This window comes from Leptospira ryugenii, from assembly GCF_003114855.1.
In the GTDB taxonomy this organism is placed as follows: Bacteria; Spirochaetota; Leptospiria; order Leptospirales; family Leptospiraceae; genus Leptospira_A; species Leptospira_A ryugenii.
This window is the reverse complement of the sequence record NZ_BFBB01000008.1, coordinates 625010-644138: the sequence shown is the minus strand read 5'-3', so window position 1 is coordinate 644138 and position 19129 is coordinate 625010. Positions and strand designations below refer to the sequence as shown.

Below are 19129 nucleotides of genomic sequence, written 5' to 3'. Positions count from 1 at the left end.
GGAGGATACCTTGTTTCTCACCACCCTACGCAAATCTCTTTTTGGCCTCTGTGCTCTTTACTCTCTGTCGTTTGCTCTCGTTAGTTGTGCATCCGGCCAAATCCAATTCGCAAAAGAAACAATTTCCCCTGTTCAAGTGGGCAATCTCCTTGTAAGCCAGAGTGAGAACAAACTTTCCTTTGTTTCCAAAGGGAACCAAAAAGTATTTTTTTCAGTCTCACTCTCCAAAGCTTTTTTGCAAGCCGGTCGCGTAGATGCAAAAGCAAAGTACCGGATGGCATCTTTTAAATTTGTTGAGAAGCCTGTCGTATTCTGCACAGAGCAGAGCCTCGACTCTCTTGTCCCTGAAGGAAAGAGCCTAATCATCCGAGGAAAGGTATCTGGAAAAGATTGCCAATCAGACTACAAAATCACAGTCCAATCCTCGCAAGCAGATCAGCTTGATTTGCAAATCCAATTCTCTGATCCTTCCCTGAACCGTATTTGGTTGGCAATCGAGAGCAAGTCCTCGGAAAAATTCTTTGGCTTTGGTGAGCAGTTTACCCACGACCAGATGAAAGGAAAAACTCCATTCCTATTTACAGAAGAGCAAGGGATCGGTCGGGGAGATCAGCCGATTACCGCAGGTGCAAACTTACTTGCTGGTGCTGGCGGCAATGAATACACAACCTACGCACCAATTCCGCATTTCATCAGCTCGGAGAATCGATCACTTTTTGTAGAAAATTCTGGTTATTCTCGTTTCGACCTCTCCCAAGCAGACGAACTCAAAATCGAATACTGGGATACAAATGTCCAAAATCATTTCCGTGCAAACATTTGGCTCGGCAAAGATGCAAGAGAATTATTAAATAGTTATACAAAGAAAACAGGCCGTTATACTGCCTTGCCAGATTGGGCATACGGTACTTGGTTAGGTGTCCAAGGTGGAACGGAAAAAGTAAATTTCATAGTCGACCAGGCAAAAGCAAAAGGAAATCCAATAACGGCGCTTTGGATCCAAGATTGGTGTGGAAGACGTGTAACCAATTTTGGTGACCAATTGAAATGGCGATGGTATGCCGATGAAAAACTCTACCCTGATTTTAAAAACTTTGTGAAGGGTATGAATCAAAAGAACGTTCAAGTTCTAGGTTATATCAATTCCTTTCTTGCTGATACAGATCCCAAAAAACCAGGTGATGATTTCACAAATCCTTTGTTAGCGGAAGCAAAATCAAAAGGTTATCTAGTGAAAAACCAGGCAGGAGAAGATTATCTCATCCAAACCGTGGGCTTTCCTGCCTATCTGATCGATTTAACCAATCCTCAGGCAGTGCAATGGACAAAATCAATCATCAAAAAGAATATGATAGATGTTGGTTTGAGTGGTTGGATGGCGGACTTTGGCGAATGGCTTCCCTTTGATGCCAAATTGTATTCGGGTATCGATGCTAAGGTTTACCACAATATCTATCCCGTGGATTGGGCCAGAATCAATCGAGAGGCAATCAAAGAGGCTGGAAAAGAAGGAAAGATTGTTTTCTTTACGAGAGCTGGTTATTCTTACTCAAACCAATATAGCACACTTTTCTGGGAGGGTGACCAAATGGTCAGCTGGGGGAAAAATGATGGTCTTCCTTCCGCTATCATCGGACTCACATCTGGCGGTATGAGCGGGATTGCTTTGAACCATAGTGATATCGGTGGTTATACAACCATATCCAATCCTCTCAGAAATTACCATCGACCCAAAGAACTCCTTTTGCGATGGGCAGAACTTTCTGCCTTTACTCCTGTATTCCGAACTCATGAAGGCAATCGTCCTCTCAAGAACTGGCAGGTCTATACTTACACAGACAAAAATGGTGTATCTTCTCTATCGGATGAGGATACCGTCACTTTGTTCGCAGAAATCGGTAAAATACATTATGCACTAAAAGACTATCTAAAAGATTTAGTCTCTGAAAGTACAAAAACTGGACTACCTGTCGTACGTCACAACTTTTTAGTTGAACCAAACGATGAACAATTGTTAGAATTTCCTTACCAATTTTTTCTAGGAGATGATCTGCTTGTGGCTCCTATCATCAAGTCTGGAAAGACGGATATCGATGTCTACCTTCCAGAAGGATCGTGGGAACACATTTGGACTGGTAAGAAATTCAATGGAAAATCGGAAGTCAATGTTGAGGCTCCTATTGGAAAACCAGCTGTATTCTTAAGAGTGGGTGGAAAAAAAGAGACTTTGCTTAGAAAGGCATTCCAACAAATCCTTACACAAAAATGAAATTCGCGTTGATCGGCGACATCCACGGATTTTGGTCTGAGAAGGATACTGAATACTTCAACCAAAGTGAGTATTCAGCACTCTTCTTTACAGGGGATTTGGGCTGGTTTCGTTGGAATGGAAATCTATCCCCGAAATTTAAATTCCAAAATTTAAAAAAAAGAGCCTTTCTCATTCCGGGAAACTGGGATGGGACCAATTTGATCGGAATCCTCGGTGAGGTCTTCAATCACTCTTTTTTAAAAAGATGGGGAAGCATTGGATACCAAAAGCGAATGAAGCACCTATCAGAGATTTGCCGGCCTGTCCCAGTTTTAGGATATAGCTCGATCGTTCTCTCAGAAGAAGCAGATTTAGCACTCATAGTAACCCGACCACATGCAATGGGTGGTGGGTTTAGTTTCAATCGGAATATTTCTCAATACCATCTCGTTGCAAATATGGAAGAATCTTTGATCAAACTAAAGAAAATCATAGATACAACAAAACAAAAGAATCTTTTCTTTTTATCACATAACGGACCAAAAGGTCTTGGATCTGCCCGCACTTCAATGTATGGTGCTGATTTCAAAAAGGAAGGTGGTGATTTTGGTGACGAGGATTTAAGTTTTGCTATCCAATATGCTAAAGAAATTGGGAAAAAAGTCCCCGCAGTTCTTTCTGGTCATATGCACCATGGCATTCCTTCACTCCAAAAAGAAAGGGAGTCCTTGTTATACAAAGAAGGCACATTTTATATAAATGGAGCCAAAGTACCTAGAATCAAAGGAAACCAACATTTTCACACAAAGATTGAATGGAATGGTAGTTCTGTTACAGCAATTCCAACTTGGCTTGAGCTTTAGAGAAAATAAGTTTGAACTGGTTCTTTTTTACCTCTCACATTCACTTTTGATTCTGCAGGTTTCCAATCAAATTCTTCACTTGTTAAAGAAACGACCGACTCTGTTACCAAAAGATTTTTTTGAAGCTCCTTTGTTAAAGATTCAACCCTAGACGCAAGATTGACTGTATCACCAATTATGGTATGCTCCTTTCTTTGGTCTGAGCCAATATCGCCTAGCACGACTTCACCTGAGTTTAGCCCGATTCCGATTTGTAGCTCAGCTTCATTCCGAGCTCGCCTGACAATATTTAGTTCTTCAACCGCTCGTAGCATATCTCTAGCAGTTCTTACCGCCCGTAGAGCATGGTCTTCTTGGTCTATCGGTGCTCCAAAATAGGCCATAATTCCATCGCCTATAAATTTATCGAGAGTTCCGCCATTCTTAAAAATGACGTGAACCATAATGGTTAAGTATTCATTTAAGAATTCTACTATTTCTTCGCTTTGCATACTCTCTGAAAGAGAAGTAAACCCGCGAATGTCAGAAAACAAAACAGTCACATAACGCTTTTCTACCTTGTCGAGAACATCAGGAGTACTCAGAATTTTTGACGCCACAGATGGTGAAAAGTATCTTGCCAATTCATCTCGTTTTTCTTTTTCGCCTGCATATTGTGAAGCAACACGAATAGGTCTGCGTGCAATGTGTATACAAATAAAAAAAGCAATGACAAATACGATGGCCAGACTCCCTAACCAAACTGGAAATGGAAGAAGACTTTCATACATGAGTACAGATTGTAATATGATTGCTTCAATGGAACCTATCAACGCAGGCCAAGGAGAATTTCCAGTTGTCGCAGGAATTAGGAAAAGTAAAAACAAGGCACTTGTAAAACCAATGCCGAACAAAGGATACGGTGCTGTCGCTAAAGACAATTTCATCGTAATAAAAATAAATGGAATATCAGCTACAACACTTGTCCAGTGCAAAAGTTGTTTGCGTTTAACGCCCGTTTTTGCCAAAAACAAAATCACAGCACTCAATACCATATAAACGCTCAGATAAGGAAGAGATACAGCCCAATCCTTTTGTTCTAGGAATACTCCAATCACAAGAGATAATAAGAGCCAAAAGGAAATGCCTGCCAAACGTATGTAGGCAAAGGCCTCAGCATTTCGCACAGTTTCTTCTTCCAGTGTCTGCAAGATCGCCAGATCAATTTTTTGGTGAAAGAGGTTAGAAAAATATTTCATAAAAAATTATTCAGTTAAAGCTGATTGAATTTCAATCTTTCCAGATAAAATTTTATGTATAGGGCAAGCATTTGCTACTTGTAATAATCTTTCCTTTTCTTCTGGTTTGAGTTCTCCTATTAATTGGATGTTTCTTACAAACTTGGTTTGGTCAGCAGCTGGTTTTTCTAAATTCACATGAACTTCCACTGAGGTTAGAGGTAATTTCTTACGGTCAGCATACATTCGTAAAGTGATGCTCGTGCAAGCTGCCAAACTTGCCGCTAATAGTTGGTAAGGTGTGGGTCCAAGATTTGAACCATTTTGATCGGTTGGTTCATCTGCAATTAAAGAATGATCGCCTAGTGTAATATCAGTTCTGTACTGAGCTTCTCGGATAATTGCTACAACATCATTGGGAATTAAATTTGCCATACCCAAAATCTTTGTCTTGTTTCGAATCAGACAAGCCTATTTTCTTAGTTCTTCTGCCTTTTCTATAGCTCTTTGTCGATTTGCAAGCATCGCCTCTTCCACTTTTTTTCTCTCTTGTTCAAACTGATCTTCATTAGTTGTTCTTGGAATATAAATTGGTTCACCATAACTGATGATAAAGGTGGTGAATGGCTTCGGCACTCTATGTTTATCCCAGGCTTTTTCTAGGATCCATTGTTTGGTGCATTCATAGTGAAATGGAATGATAGGTGCTCCCGTCACTTGAGCCGCAGCAATCAATCCTGGCTGAACGATCAATGCGGGACCACGCGGACCATCAGGAGTAAAGGCCACCGGTAAACCCTTTTTCAAATGCAGGATGATAGCCTTCAATGCTTTGCCACCACCTCTTGAAGAGCTTCCTCGGATGCTTAAATTTCCAAATCGATGTACGACTTGGTTAATGAAATCCCCATCCTTTGACTCTGAAATAAGAACAGCAACTTGTTTGCCTCGGTGGAGATATGGAGAATAGAGAACATTGGTATGCCAGATGGAGAGTATGTGAGGTAACTTGCCTTGCCTTAATTTCTCATACGAATCCCCACCTAAGACTACATTTTTTGATGTGGCTCCAATGAGCTTTTGTAATTGGACAACTAAGAATGGAATCAACCAAACTAAAAATTTACGTTTCCATTGCTTCATAGAAATCGATCACCTAAAAAGAATACGATTAGTCCTTTTTAGGTTTCTTTTTAAAAATGTCGCCCAGTTTTCCTAAGTCCTCAGGTTTGATTGTGGCCTCTGCAGCTTTTTTGTTCTCTTCCTGAATTTCTTTATAAACCTCTGCGCGGTGAACGGAAACAGATTTGGGTGCCTTAACACCAATTTTTACCTGATCTCCTTTAATATCGACAATAACAATTTCAATATCATCGCCGATCATGATTGACTGATTGCTTCTTCTTGCAAGAACTAACACTGTCTAAACCTTTTGTGCAGATGGTTCTTCCATCATTTCTATGATGTTTTTCCGAATGGGGTGATTTTCATCTCGCGAAATCAATTGTTTGCCTTTACCATTCTTTCCGTTGATGATTACTGGGCCCTGTAAATTAGCTGTCATACCTCGTGGGTTCTCATGAGGTATGGTAACAATCAAAAAGATAATTCCTTCACTTAAGGACGAGAGTCCTATCTCAACCAATTCCTCTTCAGAGACCAATGGAACATATGAATTCAAAAATAATTCAGGTTGGATTAAGATAAAGGCAAGACCAGGTTCTTTTGTTGATTGGAGCCATTTGAAGGGACTTTCTTCATTTTCCTCTATCAATGCATACTCAGTATACTTTTCAAAGCCAAGTAAACCTTGAGGAAAATTAAGAATCTGTCTATCTTCTACTTGGATGGTTCCAAATGGTTTTGTATGTAAAGTGACTGGCATACTCTATCCTATCTTAAAAAATCCATCAATGTTGGTTTGATAATTTTTGAACCTACATTCAAAGCATAACTATGTATTGTTTCTAACCATTTGAGATTCATAATGGTTTCAGGGAAGTCTATACCTTCATTTTTTGCTAACAATTCGGTCATATACATCTTGTCATAAGAAACTCTTTCTTCATGCTCTTCCATCCGATTCATTCTAGCACCAACAGTAGCTCTGTGTCTCAGAATGTTTTCTAAGGCAAGGTCCAAATCTCCCAAGTCCCGCCCACCAATTCTCTCTTGGTCTTTCTGGATTAAATCGTTTCGCAATTGGATTAAAACATCAAATACGGAAAGTCCTGTGACAGTGGCGGATTTAGAGTAGTTGTTTGGTGGTTCACTGGCGTTTGGATCGATCAAACCTATATCTCGTAAGACAGTACCTCCACCAACATCTTCTAACCAAATCTGATGCGGAGAAGTAGAAGAGATAGAAATATTATCCTGAGCTAATTTACTCGCCTTTACCTCAAGTGGTGCATTGTTAATTTTATCGATGATATCATCAATAGTATCTCCAACCGAGATATGTATCTCCACATTGTCGATCTTAAACATTTGATCTGAGGTTGCTTGGTAAGCCGAGTTATCTACTTTACTCGTAACACTTACGTTGGTTCCCCAAAAAACTTTATTACCAGGAATCGTTACAGGTATGTACTCTCCCTTTTCGATTTCTCGCAATTGTTCGCCAATGTCTCCCCTATATTCAACACCAACGTACTGATTTTTTAACTCTAGACCTTGAAGACCTTTGATTTTGGATTCGATTGGCTCAAAAGGAGGACGTTCTGTAACATATCCACCAAATAAAGGCTGTCCTGTAGCATCCCTTGCATTTGCTAGATCAACGATCGCCCTTAAGTGTTGGTCTATCTCTTTGCCGATAGCAACTTCTAATTCGAATCCTTTGTCACCTTGGTAGATACCATTCCCTGCTTGAACTGTCAATACTCGCACACGTTGGAAGATTTCTCCCATTTTATCCAAAACACCGTCGATCTGTTTTAATCTTTGGTATCCGTCCGCAATGTTTTCATCATATTGAGTCAATTCATTGATTCTCGATCGAAAAAACATTTGGTTTGTTGCGGCACTTGGATCATCAGATGGTTTTCGAATCTTGAGCCCGGTTCCCAACTGATTTTGAGTTTCATCCAAAGCAATTTGGTGTCGATTTAAGTTTCGCACCAAGGAATTATTTTGCATCATATTTGTGATACGAATCATGATTATGCACCTAACCTATTTATGATGGTATCTAACATATCGTTCATTGTTGAGATCATTCTAGCAGCCGCGTTATAGGACTGCTGGAATTGAACCATATTCGCCATTTCTTCGTCCAAGTTAACACCCATTACAGATTGACGCATATTCTCTAGTTCTGTCATCAATTCCGTTTGAGTGGTGTATTCCTGATTGGCCTCTCTAGCTTGTGTTCCAATTTTTGATATGAGTGAGTTGTAAAAATCATCTGTCGTTTTGGAATAATCAAACATCACAGGCTTTTCTCGGAGAGCAGCTGCGATGAGTAAGGCATTGGTTCCATCTTTATGTCCATGAGGCGTATTGTAATCGCCTGTCCCACCTACATCTTTACCGCGAGCAGCTGCAATATTTGCCGGATTGTTTTTCACATCGGCAGACATTTTAAAGAAAGCAGAAGGATGGTACATGGGAGTGAGTGTCACATCTTGTGCATTTGCCTGGAACTTATTGATCTCACCTAATCTACGATAATCAAAAGAACCTGCAGGACCAGATGTAGATAAAATTCCTGTTAATCCAACTAGTAACTCGCCTGAGTCCTCTAAATGCCGGATCATGAAGTTTTCTTTCTTATCAAATGTGTTTGTAGTAGCTTTGAGTGCCAATTGATTGTCATGAGACATGTATGCAACAACACCAGTTTCAGCACGGTTGATACGTTTGATGACTGCATTTAAGGTGTCATCTTTTGAATAAGGCACCAATACTTCCTCCTCGCCGGAAGCAGTTGGCTTGAGAAAACGAATGGTTCCAGTAATCCCCAAAGGACGGTCTGGATCAAGTGAGGTTCTACCAGTCACTCGGAAAAGTGCAGTTTTATCATTTAAGCCATCACCGTCCGTATCTATTTCACCAAATGTGTTGGTAGCTAAACTTCTTTCTTCAAAAAAAGAAAGATTGGTTTTTCCATTCAGACCAAACCCGTCTTTATGTATCTCATTGATCACATCCATAGCATTGATTGCTAAGGCATCGACTTGGTTGATCTTCTCTACGAGGATCTGGTCTCTAATCTCATACAATGCCTGGATACTACCTGTTCTTAGTAGCACATTCTTTCCAGTCTCAGACCATTTCATATCTAAAAGACCATCATTATCAGGATTTCCAACCAAATCTATTTTGTGTACTTTTTGTCCTTGGACAAGTATTTGTTGGCCGATGAAGACCATGAGTTCATCTTCATCATTTCTTCCCACAGTGATATCAACCAATCCAGCTAATTCTTGTAAAAGTTGATCTCTTCTATCCAAAAGGTCATTTGGATTATCACCTAATGCCTGCGATTTTGTAATTTTTTCATTTAACGATTTTATATTTTCAGCTATCGTATTGAGATGGTTGACTCGCGATTCTATCTCTCGATTGGATTGGTCTCTGAGTTGAGTCAGTTTTTTAAAAACATCTTCCATCCTACTTCCAAGACCTTCTGCTTTTTCTTGAACCACTGCTCGATGAGCAGTTTCTTCCGGATAACTTGCTAAGTCTTCCCAAGAAGACCAGAAACTATCCATCAAGGACCGCAGTGTAGTTCCAGAGGGTTCATTAAACACTGTTTCAACTTGATATAGGTAGTCGTTCTTTTTTCCCCAGTAGTCTTTTAAGGAAGAATTTTCTACGATTCGATCATCTAAGAAACTATCTCTGACCCTTTCAATTTCAGATACTTTAACACCTTGGCCAATTTGACCAGCAACTTGAGCTCTATTAAGCGATGGATCATATAAAGGATCCATACTGCTCATCACAACTCTTTGTCTTGCGTAATGCTTATTGTCAGCATTTGAAATGTTGTGCCCAGTAGTTTGAATCGCTTGCTGGTGTGCGGATAGCCCTCTTTTGCTTGTCTCTATTCCTTGAAATGTTGAACCCATATTCTGTCTCCTACACCGAAGCGTTCAAAATGACCGCACTCTTTTGATTTTGTGTTCTTCTGGCTGGTTGGTGAGAAGAGGTATAAACTTTTTCTTTCCCACTCTCACGGATTGTATCTAAGGTTTTTTGTAAAAAATCATTTCGTGTTCGTAAAAGTTTTTCATTTACAACGATTGCTTCTTTTAAATCTAAAACGACTGTGCGGAGTTCTTGAGCAAAACCTTTCAGTTTGTAATTTGACTCCCGATCCATTTGGTTCATAAAGTGAGTTAGAGTAAGGGAATCTTTTCCATTTTCAAAATTTTCTTTGGTATAAACATCTTGTATTGTTTTCATGCGAATCCTTTCCCATTCGCTAGCTTCCACCATAAGGTGATAGCTTTCCTTTACACAAGATTCCAGGGTTTTGCCGTCCGCCTCGTGGATTGCCTTTCTTTTTTTGCCTTCCCAATCTAAAAGGCGTTTGTAACAATCGATCTCTTTTGTAAAAAGGTCTCTAAGTGATTCTACCCAATCCGACATGTATGCCCCTTTCCCTCATTTGAAGGATCGACGGAATTCAAAACATGCTTAGGAAAATTTATAAAAATTTACTCTTTTGAGGCTTATGTCGCGAAATTCTCCTTGTATAAAGGTGTGTATGATGGACCCAGATACAGGTTTGTGTGCTGGTTGTTTCCGAACCATTGAAGAAATCGGAACTTGGTCCAAACTATCGGAGGAGGAGAAACAGGTGTTGTACCAGAAGTTAGAGCGGAGGAAGAGAGGAGAATTGCCCTAAAGCCTTGGTTACTTTAGGGATAGAGGGATGGCTTAAGAATTTTTATCGATTTTGTTTCTGTGGATTTCACATAGTCGGTATAACTTTCCAGTTGCTGGGTTTTTCTTTGATACCTTGGTTCCGCATACAATGCAGAGACCTTGTGCTCTTCGTCTTTTGTAGAGCAACTGGACTCTTTCCGCACCCGTAAGGTTGTATTTACTGATTTGAAGCCTAACTCCTTTGACCAAATAACTTCCGATGGCAGCCTCATCTCCTTTTTTGAGGCTAGAAAAAATCTTAGATAGATCATCGGTTTTGACTGATTTTGGTTTCATACTTTACCCTGCTTTCTTTCTTAGTTTGCGTTCTGTTAGATTTTGAAATGTTAATGCATATTAGGTAGTACCTTCTAACTTGCAAGATAATTTTTTATTGCCTTTCTTTTGAAAGAGTATATTCTTTTTTTAGGAGAAGTTCCCATGTCAGAAGCAAACACATCAGCAAAAAAATATACTTCATTGAAAGAGTTTTTTCCCTTTTACCTTTCCGAACATAGCCATCCTCTCAATCGAGCACTTCATTTCATCGGTAGTTCATTTGCCTTGGGTTTTCTGTTAGGTTTTCTTTCGACACACTCGCTTTGGAATCTTTTGGCAGCGCTTATCTCTGGTTATTTCTTTGCTTGGATAGGTCATTTTCTCGTAGAACACAATCGACCTGCTACATTTACCTATCCATTCTACTCATTTATCTCCGATTGGATCATGTATGCAAAGATGCTCACTGGGAGAATTCCTAAGACATAGTGTTAAAATGAGAGCAAAACTATTTAAAAAATTTTCCATCTTCATTCTGGGTTTTGCTCTACTTTGTTCGATCCAAACTCCCAACCAAAAGATCAAAGACCTACAAATGAGAACAGACCTGGGAGCAGAAGCGATCCTCAGCCGAATCCTACCTATAGTATTTTCAGAACGCTTGAAAGAATGGAAATATGATCCGATTCAATCCAAACTCTTCGTTTCTTACGGTGGACACTCCGCTCTCACCTTTGACCGTAAAGAAGAATATTCTGAAAATCTAACACAGGAACATGCGCTTTTTAGTCTACGCTTGGTTTGGTCCACTTCACATTTGGATTTAAATTCTTTGGTTCTACTTTTGAAAAAACCGATCTATATTGAGGAAACAGAGACTACCGAAGAAGAGATCATGGAAATCGATCTGCTCCAGACAAATCTAAACAAAAGCGAGATCAAAACAATTTTGGATGACTTAGATGGTTTAGACCCTTTTATTAAAAAGGGGGCCAATTTTCACTTAACCAAGCCATTGACAGACATAAGAAAGATCTGGAAGGTAGAAAAGAACCAAATTCCCAATATCAATGTGAAATGATCCAAGGATCTGGATTTTGGATCGCATTCTCCAAACGATCCAAATAGGAACTTTTCGGGATTTCATAAGCACCCAACGCCCAAGTAACATGATTTAGCTGTTGGGTATCAAATAAAAGAAAGCCATCTAGTTTTAGTTTTTCAAATAGATGATATAATGCAATTTTTCCTGCATCGGATTCATAAGCAAACATGGACTCACCTGCGAAAAATTTTCCTATGGCAACTCCATAGACTCCGCCCACCAGTTCTTGTTTTTCGTTCCAAACCTCTACGCTGTGGGCCCAACCCATTCGATGTAGCTGGAGATAACCTTTGAAAAAACCACTAGTGATCCAAGTGTTGTCTTTTTCCCGATAGGAGCAACCTTGCATGACAGCCAAAAATGCCTCATTGAAAGAGATTCGATGTCTCTTTTGTCGGATCTTCCGCATAACAGTCTTAGAAAAATGAACTCGATTGAGATCAAAGATCGCTCTCGGATCCAAACAATACCATCGGATTGGGTTTTCAGACCAAGGGAAGATTCCCTTTTGGTAGGCATACAGCAAACGATCGGTATGGAAGTCACCTCCGATCGCTACTAAATCGTCTTTATGTGTTCTTGGGTTTTTGAAAAATTGTTGGAAATCTCTCTGTGTCACTCTAACAGAATGTCCTTAGGGTAGTCGTAAACCAATTTGACGCGCAAACTCTTTCCATTCTCATCATTGATATTCGAAAGTCCTTCGAACTGCAATATTCTTTTTGTTTTGATGTCATATACAAGGAGAAAGGGCTGGACCAATCGTTTCAAAATGAAGTTATCGATTTCCAATTTCAAATACAATGCGGACCTATCCTTCCATTTGTCTTCTTTGATTTTTTCTACGGCAAATAGGTAATCATCGAGTTGGACCGGCGCTAAAAAATGAAAGGAAAGTCTCTCTCCTTGCATGAGTTTATCCCATTGGTTCCTCACAAAATAGTCAAAACCTCCATCCATAACTCCTGGTGTCTTTGGCTGGTAAGTCCTTTCTTCAATGGGATCTTCGCTTTTCCTTCGGAAAAAAAGCTTCACTTGTTTCCCGTTAACTTCTGCTCCCTCCAGATACCCGTCTCTGTCGTCTTCGGTCCGAAAGCTCGGCAAAACCGGGTTTGGTGCAAACTCTATCCGCTTCCTTCCGAATTCCTTTCCAGATGGATCTTTGTAACTGATTTGAGAGTAGATGTGTTTATCACCTTGGTAAAACTCACGGTGGTTATCTGTGTAGAGAAATTTGCCAGTTTTTAGGTCATAGGCCTTACCGAGATAGGAGAAGCGAGCTTTTTCGGCAAAAATAGGGAAAAAGGATGGAAAAACGATGACCAAAATCAGTATTCTACGTTTCATACTCTTTAGACATGAAAAAGTACAGGTTGACTGACCAGAGAACGGTTTTGGGAATCCTGAGTAAACTCAGCAATGTCAGTTTACAAGATCCAAAATCCAAACATAAGTACCAAATCCAAAACCCCAATACGGTAAATGATATCATCAAATCCGTTCATTTCGAACTCAAAACCTTAGAAGATAAGTGGAACAAACCGAGTAGTTTGCTCTGTGTTTTAAAAGACAATCGAGTTGAAATACGGATTAAACAAGTAAACCCGTACCGAGATGATCTATTCATGGTAATGGAAATTTTGATCGAACCATTAGAGCGTTCAGCAAAGAGAACATCATTAGAAGACATCAATGCATACCAATTTCAGATTGCCGCAAAGATAGATATCAGTACCATCATTTCTCTGTATGGAAAAACATCCATTATCAACCAAGCTTTAAACCAATGGCAGTTCCATTTGGAACAAGTCTTGGGAAATTTTGGCTACTTCATCAAAAAAGTAAATATTGGTTTTTATTATGCTGCGGATACACCGCTCATGGAAGCACTTAGCGTTAGTTCGGCTCCGTTTTTTTTGCGTGATTCAAACAAAGGAATGTTCTTTACGGATCAAGGGTTTTTCTCACCAAAAAAATTGAATGAGATTTACGTACGCTCCTATTTGGACAATTTGCTAGTAAACAATATCAAATCTGTTTTGATCTATCCTGTTTTTTCCAACGAAAAAGTATTGTTAGGTTATTTTGAAATCCAAAGTAACTTACCTGATTTAGGGAACCAAGCTTTGCAACAAGACATTACAGGACCTGGTGGAATCAATCCACTGCTCGCATTTCTGGAACGAAAGTCTGAAGAGTATGTTTTCCATTTGGAATTTTCCTACGCAAAGGATTGGGATCTTATCGCGGAGACGGCAATGGTTCGAGACTTAAGCCAGGACGGAAGAGGGATCGGTATTTACCTTTCAGATGGCAGGGATTGGGAATCAAAACCTCTAGGTGCTCCTGTCTCCTTCCAACTCCTCATCAATGGTATCTATTTCACCTTCTTTGGTTCCCTCAGGAGCATTAAGCCAGGCAGCCATGAAAAGGAATCCAAGAGCGCAGGAGTTCACATCTTTCAATGTGATCGACCAGAAGGGCTTGCACTTTTGGAGGCATATGCGACTCAATTGATAGGAGCAGGGGTCGCCTAATGAGTCCAGAACAGTATGATACAATCTTGCAAATTCTTCGGGAAATCCAGGCATTCCAGGAAGAAAGCCGAGCAAGTAAAATCATACTCTACTTGGTTCCCAATATGGGAATCATCTTTGGAACCACTCTCCTATTCTTTCTATTCCTTTGGATGCACCGACAGAAGATGGCTTTGATCCAATCTGGCCAGTACAAACCCTGGTCATTCGACCTGAGAGCCTATTCCTTTTTCCTGGGTCTTTTGTTGACATTCACTGGATTAGCCCTTTCCATAGTATTTATCAGCGTGCTGGGGAATTCATTGGCTATGCTGGGAGGGGTAATCCCATTCGCGATTGGGCTCGGTCTATTGACCTACTACAAACTAAGCAGCTAGACAAAACAAAGGAGCGTGTCTGCAACGAGGCAGATTGGCGCGCGGTGCAAGCTGTACTCAAAGGAGATCTTTCTTCTTTTGAAGAGCTCATGAAACGATATGAGGGAATGGTGCTTTCCCAAGCGCGGAGGGCCTTTTCTTCCTCTGACGAAGCAGAAGACTTTGCCCAAGAAGTTTTTTTGAAAGCCTATGAATCATTAAGTACATTTCGCGGTGAAGCCCAATTCTCGACATGGCTCTACCAAATTGCTCGCAATCTCATCATCAAATCTTCCAAAAAGAAATCTCCCATTATGGAAACCTTAGTCGAGACCCAGGTGGCAAGCCACAAGGCCGATATTGGCGATGAAATTTTACGAGGAATGCGTGAAGAGTCGGATAAGCGCCTACTACAAATGTTGTTGTCTCGTCTCCCTTTGGTCTACCGAAAGCCCATCATCCTTCACTACTTTGAAAATCGCCCTTTAAAAGAGATCTCCGCTGATCTAAATGTGAAAATCAATACCCTAAAGAGTCATATCTCTCGTGGGAAGGAATTGCTTAGGAAGTGGTGGCAACATGAAACTTAAACGCACACCTTTGGAACAAACATTTTTACATCCAGATCCTCTGCTTAAGGGACGGTATCAGAATCCTTCTTTCCGTTTGGCGGTCTTGTCTCAGCTATTACCTGTCCATTATTTGGTGACGGCTCTCTTTCTCTCTGCCACTCTCTTTTTGATTCCAATCGGACTACTGATGCTTGTCAAAGGCTCGATGGATTGGAAGCCTTATTTACTCCCTATTTTGATTAGCTCTAGCCTATTTTATTGCTTCTATTCCTTGCTTTTGGGGGTCCTTTTCATCAACTCTCGAATTCCTTTTCTAAAAGAATGGAAAGAAAAACTTGGCTTTCATGAACTGTAATTCTACTCTCCATTCTTTTTCCTTAGCTGTTTTGTTCTCTTTTCTATTTGCCCAGCCTGTCCTTGCGGAAGTTCCCAAAGCAAAGGACCTATTGGAATTGGAAATGGACAAGGCGCTCCCTCTCATTGAATCTTTGAGCCTTGAAGAGAGTAAGGAATTGGTCACGCAAATCCGAGCTGAGGCAAAGTTGACCTATCCTAAAATAGACCATTTTTACTTTTTGGTTTCGCACCTTGAGGAAATCCAAGCAATCCAAAAAGAGCAGGCACGTCTTCGGAGTTTACTTTGGGTCTTTGCTTTAGCCTTGGTTCTTTTTTTAGGTTTACTTGCTTATTTGATGATTCGCCAAAGACAAGCCATTGAACAAATCAATCGTTTGAGCCAACCAGAATAAATCTCAATTGTAATCGAATTGTATTCGTAATGTAACCAAAACTAGGTATGTTATGAAATATCTATGAAAATTCTTGTTGTTGATGACGAAGAAGACATAGCCAACTTAATCCAGTTCCATTTGGAAGAAGAAGGATTTCAAGTAGAAGTCTGCCACAATGGAATGGAAGTTTTAGGACGTCTGGAGAAAAATCTCCCGGACGGAATGATCCTTGATCTGATGTTACCCGGCATCGGTGGTTTGGATCTATGCAAACGCATCAAAGAAAAATACCCACAATTGCCCATCTTGATGGTTACGGCCAAGACAGGGGAAACGGATGTAGTGCTCGGCCTTGAGCTTGGAGCAGACGACTATATCAAAAAGCCTTTCAACATTCGGGAACTCGTTGCAAGGGTTCGCACAGTTACCAGAAGAAATGCAGAATCTGCAGCTGTTGTAGAAAAGGTAGGACCAGTCAGTAGCGGAAAGATCCAAATGAATCCAACCGCCCATAAAGTTTATGTGGATGGCAAAGAGGTTGAACTTACACTGATAGAGTTCAAAATCCTACAATTATTTCTCTCAAACCCTGGAGTTGCTTTCTCGAGGGATAAACTCTTGGATCGTATTTGGGGAAAGGATGTCTTTGTTACAGATCGTACGGTAGATGTAAACATTAAAAGACTAAGAGACAAATTACTCTCAGAAAAAGAAAGACTCGAAACAATCCGTGGTGTCGGATATCGTTTCAGAGATGCGTAGCTTTTTTTCCACATTACTTCTATTAAACTGGGGTTTACTGCTAATTTTGATTTTGTTGGCAGCAGGTGTGATTGCAGTAGAAGATTACCTGTCCAATAGCTTGAAGCCTTTGTTATTTTTTTCTTATATTCTAATAGCTATCTTTGGCACGTTTTATGTTTCTTTTACAATCGCACGAAAGGTCACAGATCCCCTATCTCTCATAGAGAATAAAACCAAAGATATCAATGCTGGAGATTTTGGAGTTGAATTGCCCTCTCCGGAAATTTTGGAATTAGCTCAGCTTACATCTTCCATAAATGAAATGGCAAAGCGACTAAAGAACCAGTTCTTAGACCTGACAGTAGAAAAAGAAAAATTCAATTCATTACTCCAAAATTTAAAGGAAGGAGTCTTTGCCATTGATTTTAATAACAAGTTTCTTTTTTTAAATCGCAATATTCCAGAAAGTATCATTTCTCAAAATTCTCAATTCAAAGATATACGTTCTGCAGTAAAGAATAGAGAGCTCTTACAATTCATCGAAACAAAAGTTGCAAAAAAGGCCGAAGGTAAAACAGAATTTCAGGAAGGAAGCCACTTTTACAATGCTCGTTTGTACCCGATAAAGTCCAACGATATCGTATATTTATATATCGGAGTGATATTAGATATTACAGAGGATAGACAAAATCAGCTAGTAAGAGAACAATTCTTTCAAAATGCTTCTCATGAACTTAAAACACCGATTACATCTATTAAAGGTTACGCAGAAACTCTCCATTACCGACTAAAGTTAGAAGATGGTAGCAATGAAAAAAAGTTCTTAGATGCGATTTTAAGAAATACGGAACGGCTCGTGAGAATCGTGGAAGATATGCTCACAATCTCCCGACTAGAAAATCACAAAACGATTTTGCAAACTGAATCCTTCCAATTATATGAACTCGTTAAAAATGTGAGAGATTCCGTTGGAGTCATTCTCTCCAATAAAAACCAAAATTTAATCATCGAAATTGAAAAAACCATGAGAGTCCAAGCCGATCTAGTCTTGATGGAGCATGTACTCGTAAATTTAATCTCGAATGCCTCAGCCTATTCGCCAGAGAATTCAAACATCGTAGTTTTTGCTAAAGAGGTTAATGAAAAGTACCTTTTGGAAGTTCGAGATAATGGGATCGGGATTTCTCCAGAAGACTCAGAACGTATCTTCGAAAGGTTCTTTCGTGTCGATACAAATCGATCTCGGAAAGAAGGTGGTACAGGACTAGGTTTGTCGATTGTAAAACACATAGCAAGACTCCATGCAGGAGAAGTATACGTTCGTCCAAACCCTGAGGGCGGCTCAATTTTCTCATTTGAATTTCCAAAAAAATAGGGACGATTTCACTCCTTTCACGGCATATTGGCTATGAATTGATTTTATGAAATACCCTCTCGGCTTTTACTCTTTTGGAAAAAATATCGGCATCAAAGATTCGACTTTAGACTTCGCTGTTGTTTATTCAGATGTTCCTTGTAAGGCGGCGGCAGTTTTTACAAAAAATAACTTTCCGGGTGCTCCTATCATAGTAGGAAGAGAACATATACGTGACGGCCAATTACAAGCACTGGTAATCAATTCAAAAAATTCAAACGTTGCCACGGGAGAACTTGGCATTGAACATTCCAGGCAAATCTGTGCTGCGATCGCACAATCATTGAATATAAAAAAAGAAGATGTCTTACCTTCGTCAACGGGTGTCATTGGTGTTCCACTTCCGATAGAAAAGATCTTAACCGCCTGTAAATCCGCCAAAGAGAATCTCCAGCCAGGAAACCTCGACCAAGTTGCAGAAGCGATAATGACAACGGATACTCGCAGAAAAATTGCAACGAGAGAAATTCAGTATCAAGGTAAAACAGGTGTTCTTTATGGAATAGCAAAAGGTGCTGGCATGATAGAACCGAATATGGCTACCATGTTATCATATATTTTTTCTGATTTTTTACCTGAATCGGACGATTTGTACGGTATTTTAAAAAATGCCGTAGATAAATCATACAATTGTATCAGCATAGATTCAGACACTTCTACAAGCGATACCGTCGTTTTAATGTGCTCAGGAAAATTAGGTAAGATTCCCGATGCACTTTTTTATAAAAATTTAGAGGAAATCGCTATCGAGTTATCGAAAAAAATTGCGCGCGACGGTGAGGGTGCAAGTAAATTGATCGAGTGTACTATCTCGAAGGCTCGAGATGAAATTCAAGCAAGAAAAATAGGAAAATCAGTCATCAACTCTCCCTTGATCAAAACCGCTATCTACGGGGGAGATCCCAACTGGGGGCGATTTGTTATGGCTGTTGGAAAGGTATTTGATGAGCCAATCCCTTACGAATCCCTGCAAATCTATTTAGGTGGGATTTCTGTAAAAGGTGCCGATGCAACAACCAAAGAAAGATTAGCTGAGTATCTAAAATCCAATGAGGAAGTTAAAATTTTAATTCAATTGGGAACAGGAGACGTAGAGAAAACCTTTTGGACTTGCGATTTCACCGAAGGTTATATTAAAGAAAACGCATATTATACGACATGAAGTTTTCTTTGTATACAA

Annotated in this window: 24 protein-coding genes; 13 read left to right on the top strand and 11 right to left on the bottom strand. The window is 39.9% G+C overall.

Going from position 1 to position 19129, the window contains the following annotated elements:
- Positions 1-10 precede the first annotated feature (10 nt).
- Both DI060_RS15800 and DI060_RS15795 read left to right on the top strand, forming a co-directional pair.
- Positions 11-2269, top strand: coding sequence for an alpha-glucosidase (locus DI060_RS15800; RefSeq protein WP_244594448.1), 2259 nt, complete (start codon positions 11-13; stop codon positions 2267-2269).
- Positions 2266-3114, top strand: a complete 849-nt coding sequence (locus tag DI060_RS15795) for a metallophosphoesterase (protein WP_108977893.1) — start codon at positions 2266-2268, stop codon at positions 3112-3114. Before DI060_RS15800 ends, DI060_RS15795 begins: the two co-directional genes overlap by 4 nt.
- Here DI060_RS15795 and DI060_RS15790 read toward each other — a convergent pair.
- Genes DI060_RS15790 through flgN form a run of 8 tightly spaced genes read right to left on the bottom strand, consistent with a single transcriptional unit; the run spans position 3111 to position 9932 of the window.
- A complete protein-coding gene (locus DI060_RS15790; RefSeq protein ID WP_108977892.1) occupies positions 3111-4352 on the bottom strand; it encodes an adenylate/guanylate cyclase domain-containing protein in 1242 nt (413 codons plus the stop codon). The two genes, DI060_RS15795 and DI060_RS15790, sit on opposite strands and share 4 nt — an antisense overlap.
- Before the next feature lie 6 nt (positions 4353-4358).
- Complete coding sequence (locus DI060_RS15785; RefSeq protein WP_108978177.1) at positions 4359-4766, bottom strand: OsmC family protein; 408 nt, start codon at positions 4764-4766, stop codon at positions 4359-4361.
- A 36-nt stretch (positions 4767-4802) separates the two neighbouring features.
- The gene (locus DI060_RS15780) at positions 4803-5474 is read right to left on the bottom strand and encodes a lysophospholipid acyltransferase family protein (RefSeq protein WP_108977891.1); all 672 of its coding nucleotides are present in this window, start codon (positions 5472-5474) and stop codon (positions 4803-4805) included.
- A 28-nt stretch (positions 5475-5502) separates the two neighbouring features.
- The gene (csrA, locus tag DI060_RS15775) at positions 5503-5751 is read right to left on the bottom strand and encodes a carbon storage regulator CsrA (RefSeq protein WP_108977890.1); all 249 of its coding nucleotides are present in this window, start codon (positions 5749-5751) and stop codon (positions 5503-5505) included.
- Positions 5752-5754: 3 nt separating this feature from the next.
- Entirely contained in the window at positions 5755-6216 is a 462-nt protein-coding gene (gene fliW / locus DI060_RS15770) for a flagellar assembly protein FliW (RefSeq protein WP_108977889.1), read from the bottom strand.
- Between the two features lie 8 nt (positions 6217-6224).
- Entirely contained in the window at positions 6225-7490 is a 1266-nt protein-coding gene (locus DI060_RS15765; RefSeq protein ID WP_244594476.1) for a flagellar hook-associated protein 3, read from the bottom strand.
- A 5-nt stretch (positions 7491-7495) separates the two neighbouring features.
- The gene (gene flgK / locus DI060_RS15760; RefSeq protein WP_108977887.1) at positions 7496-9409 is read right to left on the bottom strand and encodes a flagellar hook-associated protein FlgK; all 1914 of its coding nucleotides are present in this window, start codon (positions 9407-9409) and stop codon (positions 7496-7498) included.
- Positions 9410-9419: 10 nt separating this feature from the next.
- Positions 9420-9932, bottom strand: a complete 513-nt coding sequence (flgN, locus tag DI060_RS15755) for a flagellar export chaperone FlgN (RefSeq protein WP_108977886.1) — start codon at positions 9930-9932, stop codon at positions 9420-9422.
- An 85-nt stretch (positions 9933-10017) separates the two neighbouring features.
- Here flgN and DI060_RS15750 point away from each other — a divergent pair, with 85 nt between their 5' ends.
- On the top strand, positions 10018-10191 hold the full coding sequence (locus DI060_RS15750) for a DUF1289 domain-containing protein (RefSeq protein WP_108977885.1): 174 nt from the start codon (positions 10018-10020) through the stop codon (positions 10189-10191).
- Between the two features lie 32 nt (positions 10192-10223).
- On the opposite strand, the gene DI060_RS15745 is transcribed toward DI060_RS15750, so the two are convergent.
- A complete protein-coding gene (locus DI060_RS15745; RefSeq protein WP_108977884.1) occupies positions 10224-10508 on the bottom strand; it encodes an LIC10235 family protein in 285 nt (94 codons plus the stop codon).
- A 144-nt stretch (positions 10509-10652) separates the two neighbouring features.
- Between DI060_RS15745 and DI060_RS15740 the strand changes: the two genes are divergently transcribed.
- Positions 10653-10979, top strand: coding sequence for an Mpo1-like protein (locus DI060_RS15740; RefSeq protein ID WP_108977883.1), 327 nt, complete (start codon positions 10653-10655; stop codon positions 10977-10979).
- Positions 10980-10986: 7 nt separating this feature from the next.
- Positions 10987-11571: a hypothetical protein gene (locus DI060_RS15735; RefSeq protein WP_108977882.1), complete on the top strand. Its 585-nt coding sequence runs from the start codon at positions 10987-10989 to the stop codon at positions 11569-11571.
- Here the strand turns inward: DI060_RS15735 and aat are convergent.
- Positions 11558-12214 (bottom strand): leucyl/phenylalanyl-tRNA--protein transferase, encoded by a 657-nt coding sequence (aat, locus tag DI060_RS15730; protein ID WP_108977881.1) that lies wholly within the window; start codon positions 12212-12214, stop codon positions 11558-11560. The two genes, DI060_RS15735 and aat, sit on opposite strands and share 14 nt — an antisense overlap.
- The gene (locus DI060_RS15725; RefSeq protein WP_108977880.1) at positions 12211-12942 is read right to left on the bottom strand and encodes a hypothetical protein; all 732 of its coding nucleotides are present in this window, start codon (positions 12940-12942) and stop codon (positions 12211-12213) included. Before DI060_RS15725 ends, aat begins: the two co-directional genes overlap by 4 nt.
- Positions 12943-12953: 11 nt before the next feature.
- Here DI060_RS15725 and DI060_RS15720 point away from each other — a divergent pair, with 11 nt between their 5' ends.
- From DI060_RS15720 to argJ, 8 genes are all read left to right on the top strand, one after another.
- On the top strand, positions 12954-14132 hold the full coding sequence (locus tag DI060_RS15720; protein WP_108977879.1) for a hypothetical protein: 1179 nt from the start codon (positions 12954-12956) through the stop codon (positions 14130-14132).
- The gene (locus tag DI060_RS15715; RefSeq protein WP_108977878.1) at positions 14132-14509 is read left to right on the top strand and encodes a DUF6249 domain-containing protein; all 378 of its coding nucleotides are present in this window, start codon (positions 14132-14134) and stop codon (positions 14507-14509) included. Before DI060_RS15720 ends, DI060_RS15715 begins: the two co-directional genes overlap by 1 nt.
- An 89-nt stretch (positions 14510-14598) precedes the next feature.
- A complete protein-coding gene (locus DI060_RS15710; protein ID WP_108978176.1) occupies positions 14599-15078 on the top strand; it encodes an RNA polymerase sigma factor in 480 nt (159 codons plus the stop codon).
- Positions 15068-15415, top strand: a complete 348-nt coding sequence (locus tag DI060_RS15705; protein WP_108977877.1) for a hypothetical protein — start codon at positions 15068-15070, stop codon at positions 15413-15415. The genes DI060_RS15710 and DI060_RS15705 overlap by 11 nt, the downstream gene beginning before the upstream one ends.
- Positions 15405-15809, top strand: coding sequence for a hypothetical protein (locus DI060_RS15700; protein WP_108977876.1), 405 nt, complete (start codon positions 15405-15407; stop codon positions 15807-15809). Before DI060_RS15705 ends, DI060_RS15700 begins: the two co-directional genes overlap by 11 nt.
- A gap of 63 nt (positions 15810-15872) precedes the next feature.
- Positions 15873-16553 (top strand): response regulator, encoded by a 681-nt coding sequence (locus tag DI060_RS15695; protein ID WP_108977875.1) that lies wholly within the window; start codon positions 15873-15875, stop codon positions 16551-16553.
- On the top strand, positions 16546-17910 hold the full coding sequence (locus DI060_RS15690; protein ID WP_108977874.1) for a HAMP domain-containing sensor histidine kinase: 1365 nt from the start codon (positions 16546-16548) through the stop codon (positions 17908-17910). Before DI060_RS15695 ends, DI060_RS15690 begins: the two co-directional genes overlap by 8 nt.
- Before the next feature lie 46 nt (positions 17911-17956).
- Positions 17957-19111: a bifunctional glutamate N-acetyltransferase/amino-acid acetyltransferase ArgJ gene (argJ, locus tag DI060_RS15685; RefSeq protein ID WP_108977873.1), complete on the top strand. Its 1155-nt coding sequence runs from the start codon at positions 17957-17959 to the stop codon at positions 19109-19111.
- Positions 19112-19129: the final 18 nt, after the last annotated feature.

Coding starts and splice junctions, on each gene's coding strand:
- DI060_RS15745 (WP_108977884.1), bottom strand. CDS start 10,508: ATGAAACCAAAATCAGTCAAAACCGATGATCTATCTAAGATTTTTTCT.
- DI060_RS15705 (WP_108977877.1), top strand. CDS start 15,068: ATGAAACTTAAACGCACACCTTTGGAACAAACATTTTTACATCCAGAT.
- DI060_RS15780 (WP_108977891.1), bottom strand. CDS start 5,474: ATGAAGCAATGGAAACGTAAATTTTTAGTTTGGTTGATTCCATTCTTA.
- DI060_RS15710 (WP_108978176.1), top strand. CDS start 14,599: ATGAAACGATATGAGGGAATGGTGCTTTCCCAAGCGCGGAGGGCCTTT.
- DI060_RS15750 (WP_108977885.1), top strand. CDS start 10,018: ATGTCGCGAAATTCTCCTTGTATAAAGGTGTGTATGATGGACCCAGAT.
- flgK (WP_108977887.1), bottom strand. CDS start 9,409: ATGGGTTCAACATTTCAAGGAATAGAGACAAGCAAAAGAGGGCTATCC.
- DI060_RS15785 (WP_108978177.1), bottom strand. CDS start 4,766: ATGGCAAATTTAATTCCCAATGATGTTGTAGCAATTATCCGAGAAGCT.
- DI060_RS15740 (WP_108977883.1), top strand. CDS start 10,653: ATGTCAGAAGCAAACACATCAGCAAAAAAATATACTTCATTGAAAGAG.
- DI060_RS15695 (WP_108977875.1), top strand. CDS start 15,873: ATGAAAATTCTTGTTGTTGATGACGAAGAAGACATAGCCAACTTAATC.
- DI060_RS15715 (WP_108977878.1), top strand. CDS start 14,132: ATGAGTCCAGAACAGTATGATACAATCTTGCAAATTCTTCGGGAAATC.
- DI060_RS15790 (WP_108977892.1), bottom strand. CDS start 4,352: ATGAAATATTTTTCTAACCTCTTTCACCAAAAAATTGATCTGGCGATC.
- DI060_RS15700 (WP_108977876.1), top strand. CDS start 15,405: ATGAACTGTAATTCTACTCTCCATTCTTTTTCCTTAGCTGTTTTGTTC.
- DI060_RS15720 (WP_108977879.1), top strand. CDS start 12,954: ATGAAAAAGTACAGGTTGACTGACCAGAGAACGGTTTTGGGAATCCTG.
- DI060_RS15735 (WP_108977882.1), top strand. CDS start 10,987: ATGAGAGCAAAACTATTTAAAAAATTTTCCATCTTCATTCTGGGTTTT.
- DI060_RS15725 (WP_108977880.1), bottom strand. CDS start 12,942: ATGAAACGTAGAATACTGATTTTGGTCATCGTTTTTCCATCCTTTTTC.
- fliW (WP_108977889.1), bottom strand. CDS start 6,216: ATGCCAGTCACTTTACATACAAAACCATTTGGAACCATCCAAGTAGAA.
- DI060_RS15795 (WP_108977893.1), top strand. CDS start 2,266: ATGAAATTCGCGTTGATCGGCGACATCCACGGATTTTGGTCTGAGAAG.
- DI060_RS15690 (WP_108977874.1), top strand. CDS start 16,546: ATGCGTAGCTTTTTTTCCACATTACTTCTATTAAACTGGGGTTTACTG.
- argJ (WP_108977873.1), top strand. CDS start 17,957: ATGAAATACCCTCTCGGCTTTTACTCTTTTGGAAAAAATATCGGCATC.
- flgN (WP_108977886.1), bottom strand. CDS start 9,932: ATGTCGGATTGGGTAGAATCACTTAGAGACCTTTTTACAAAAGAGATC.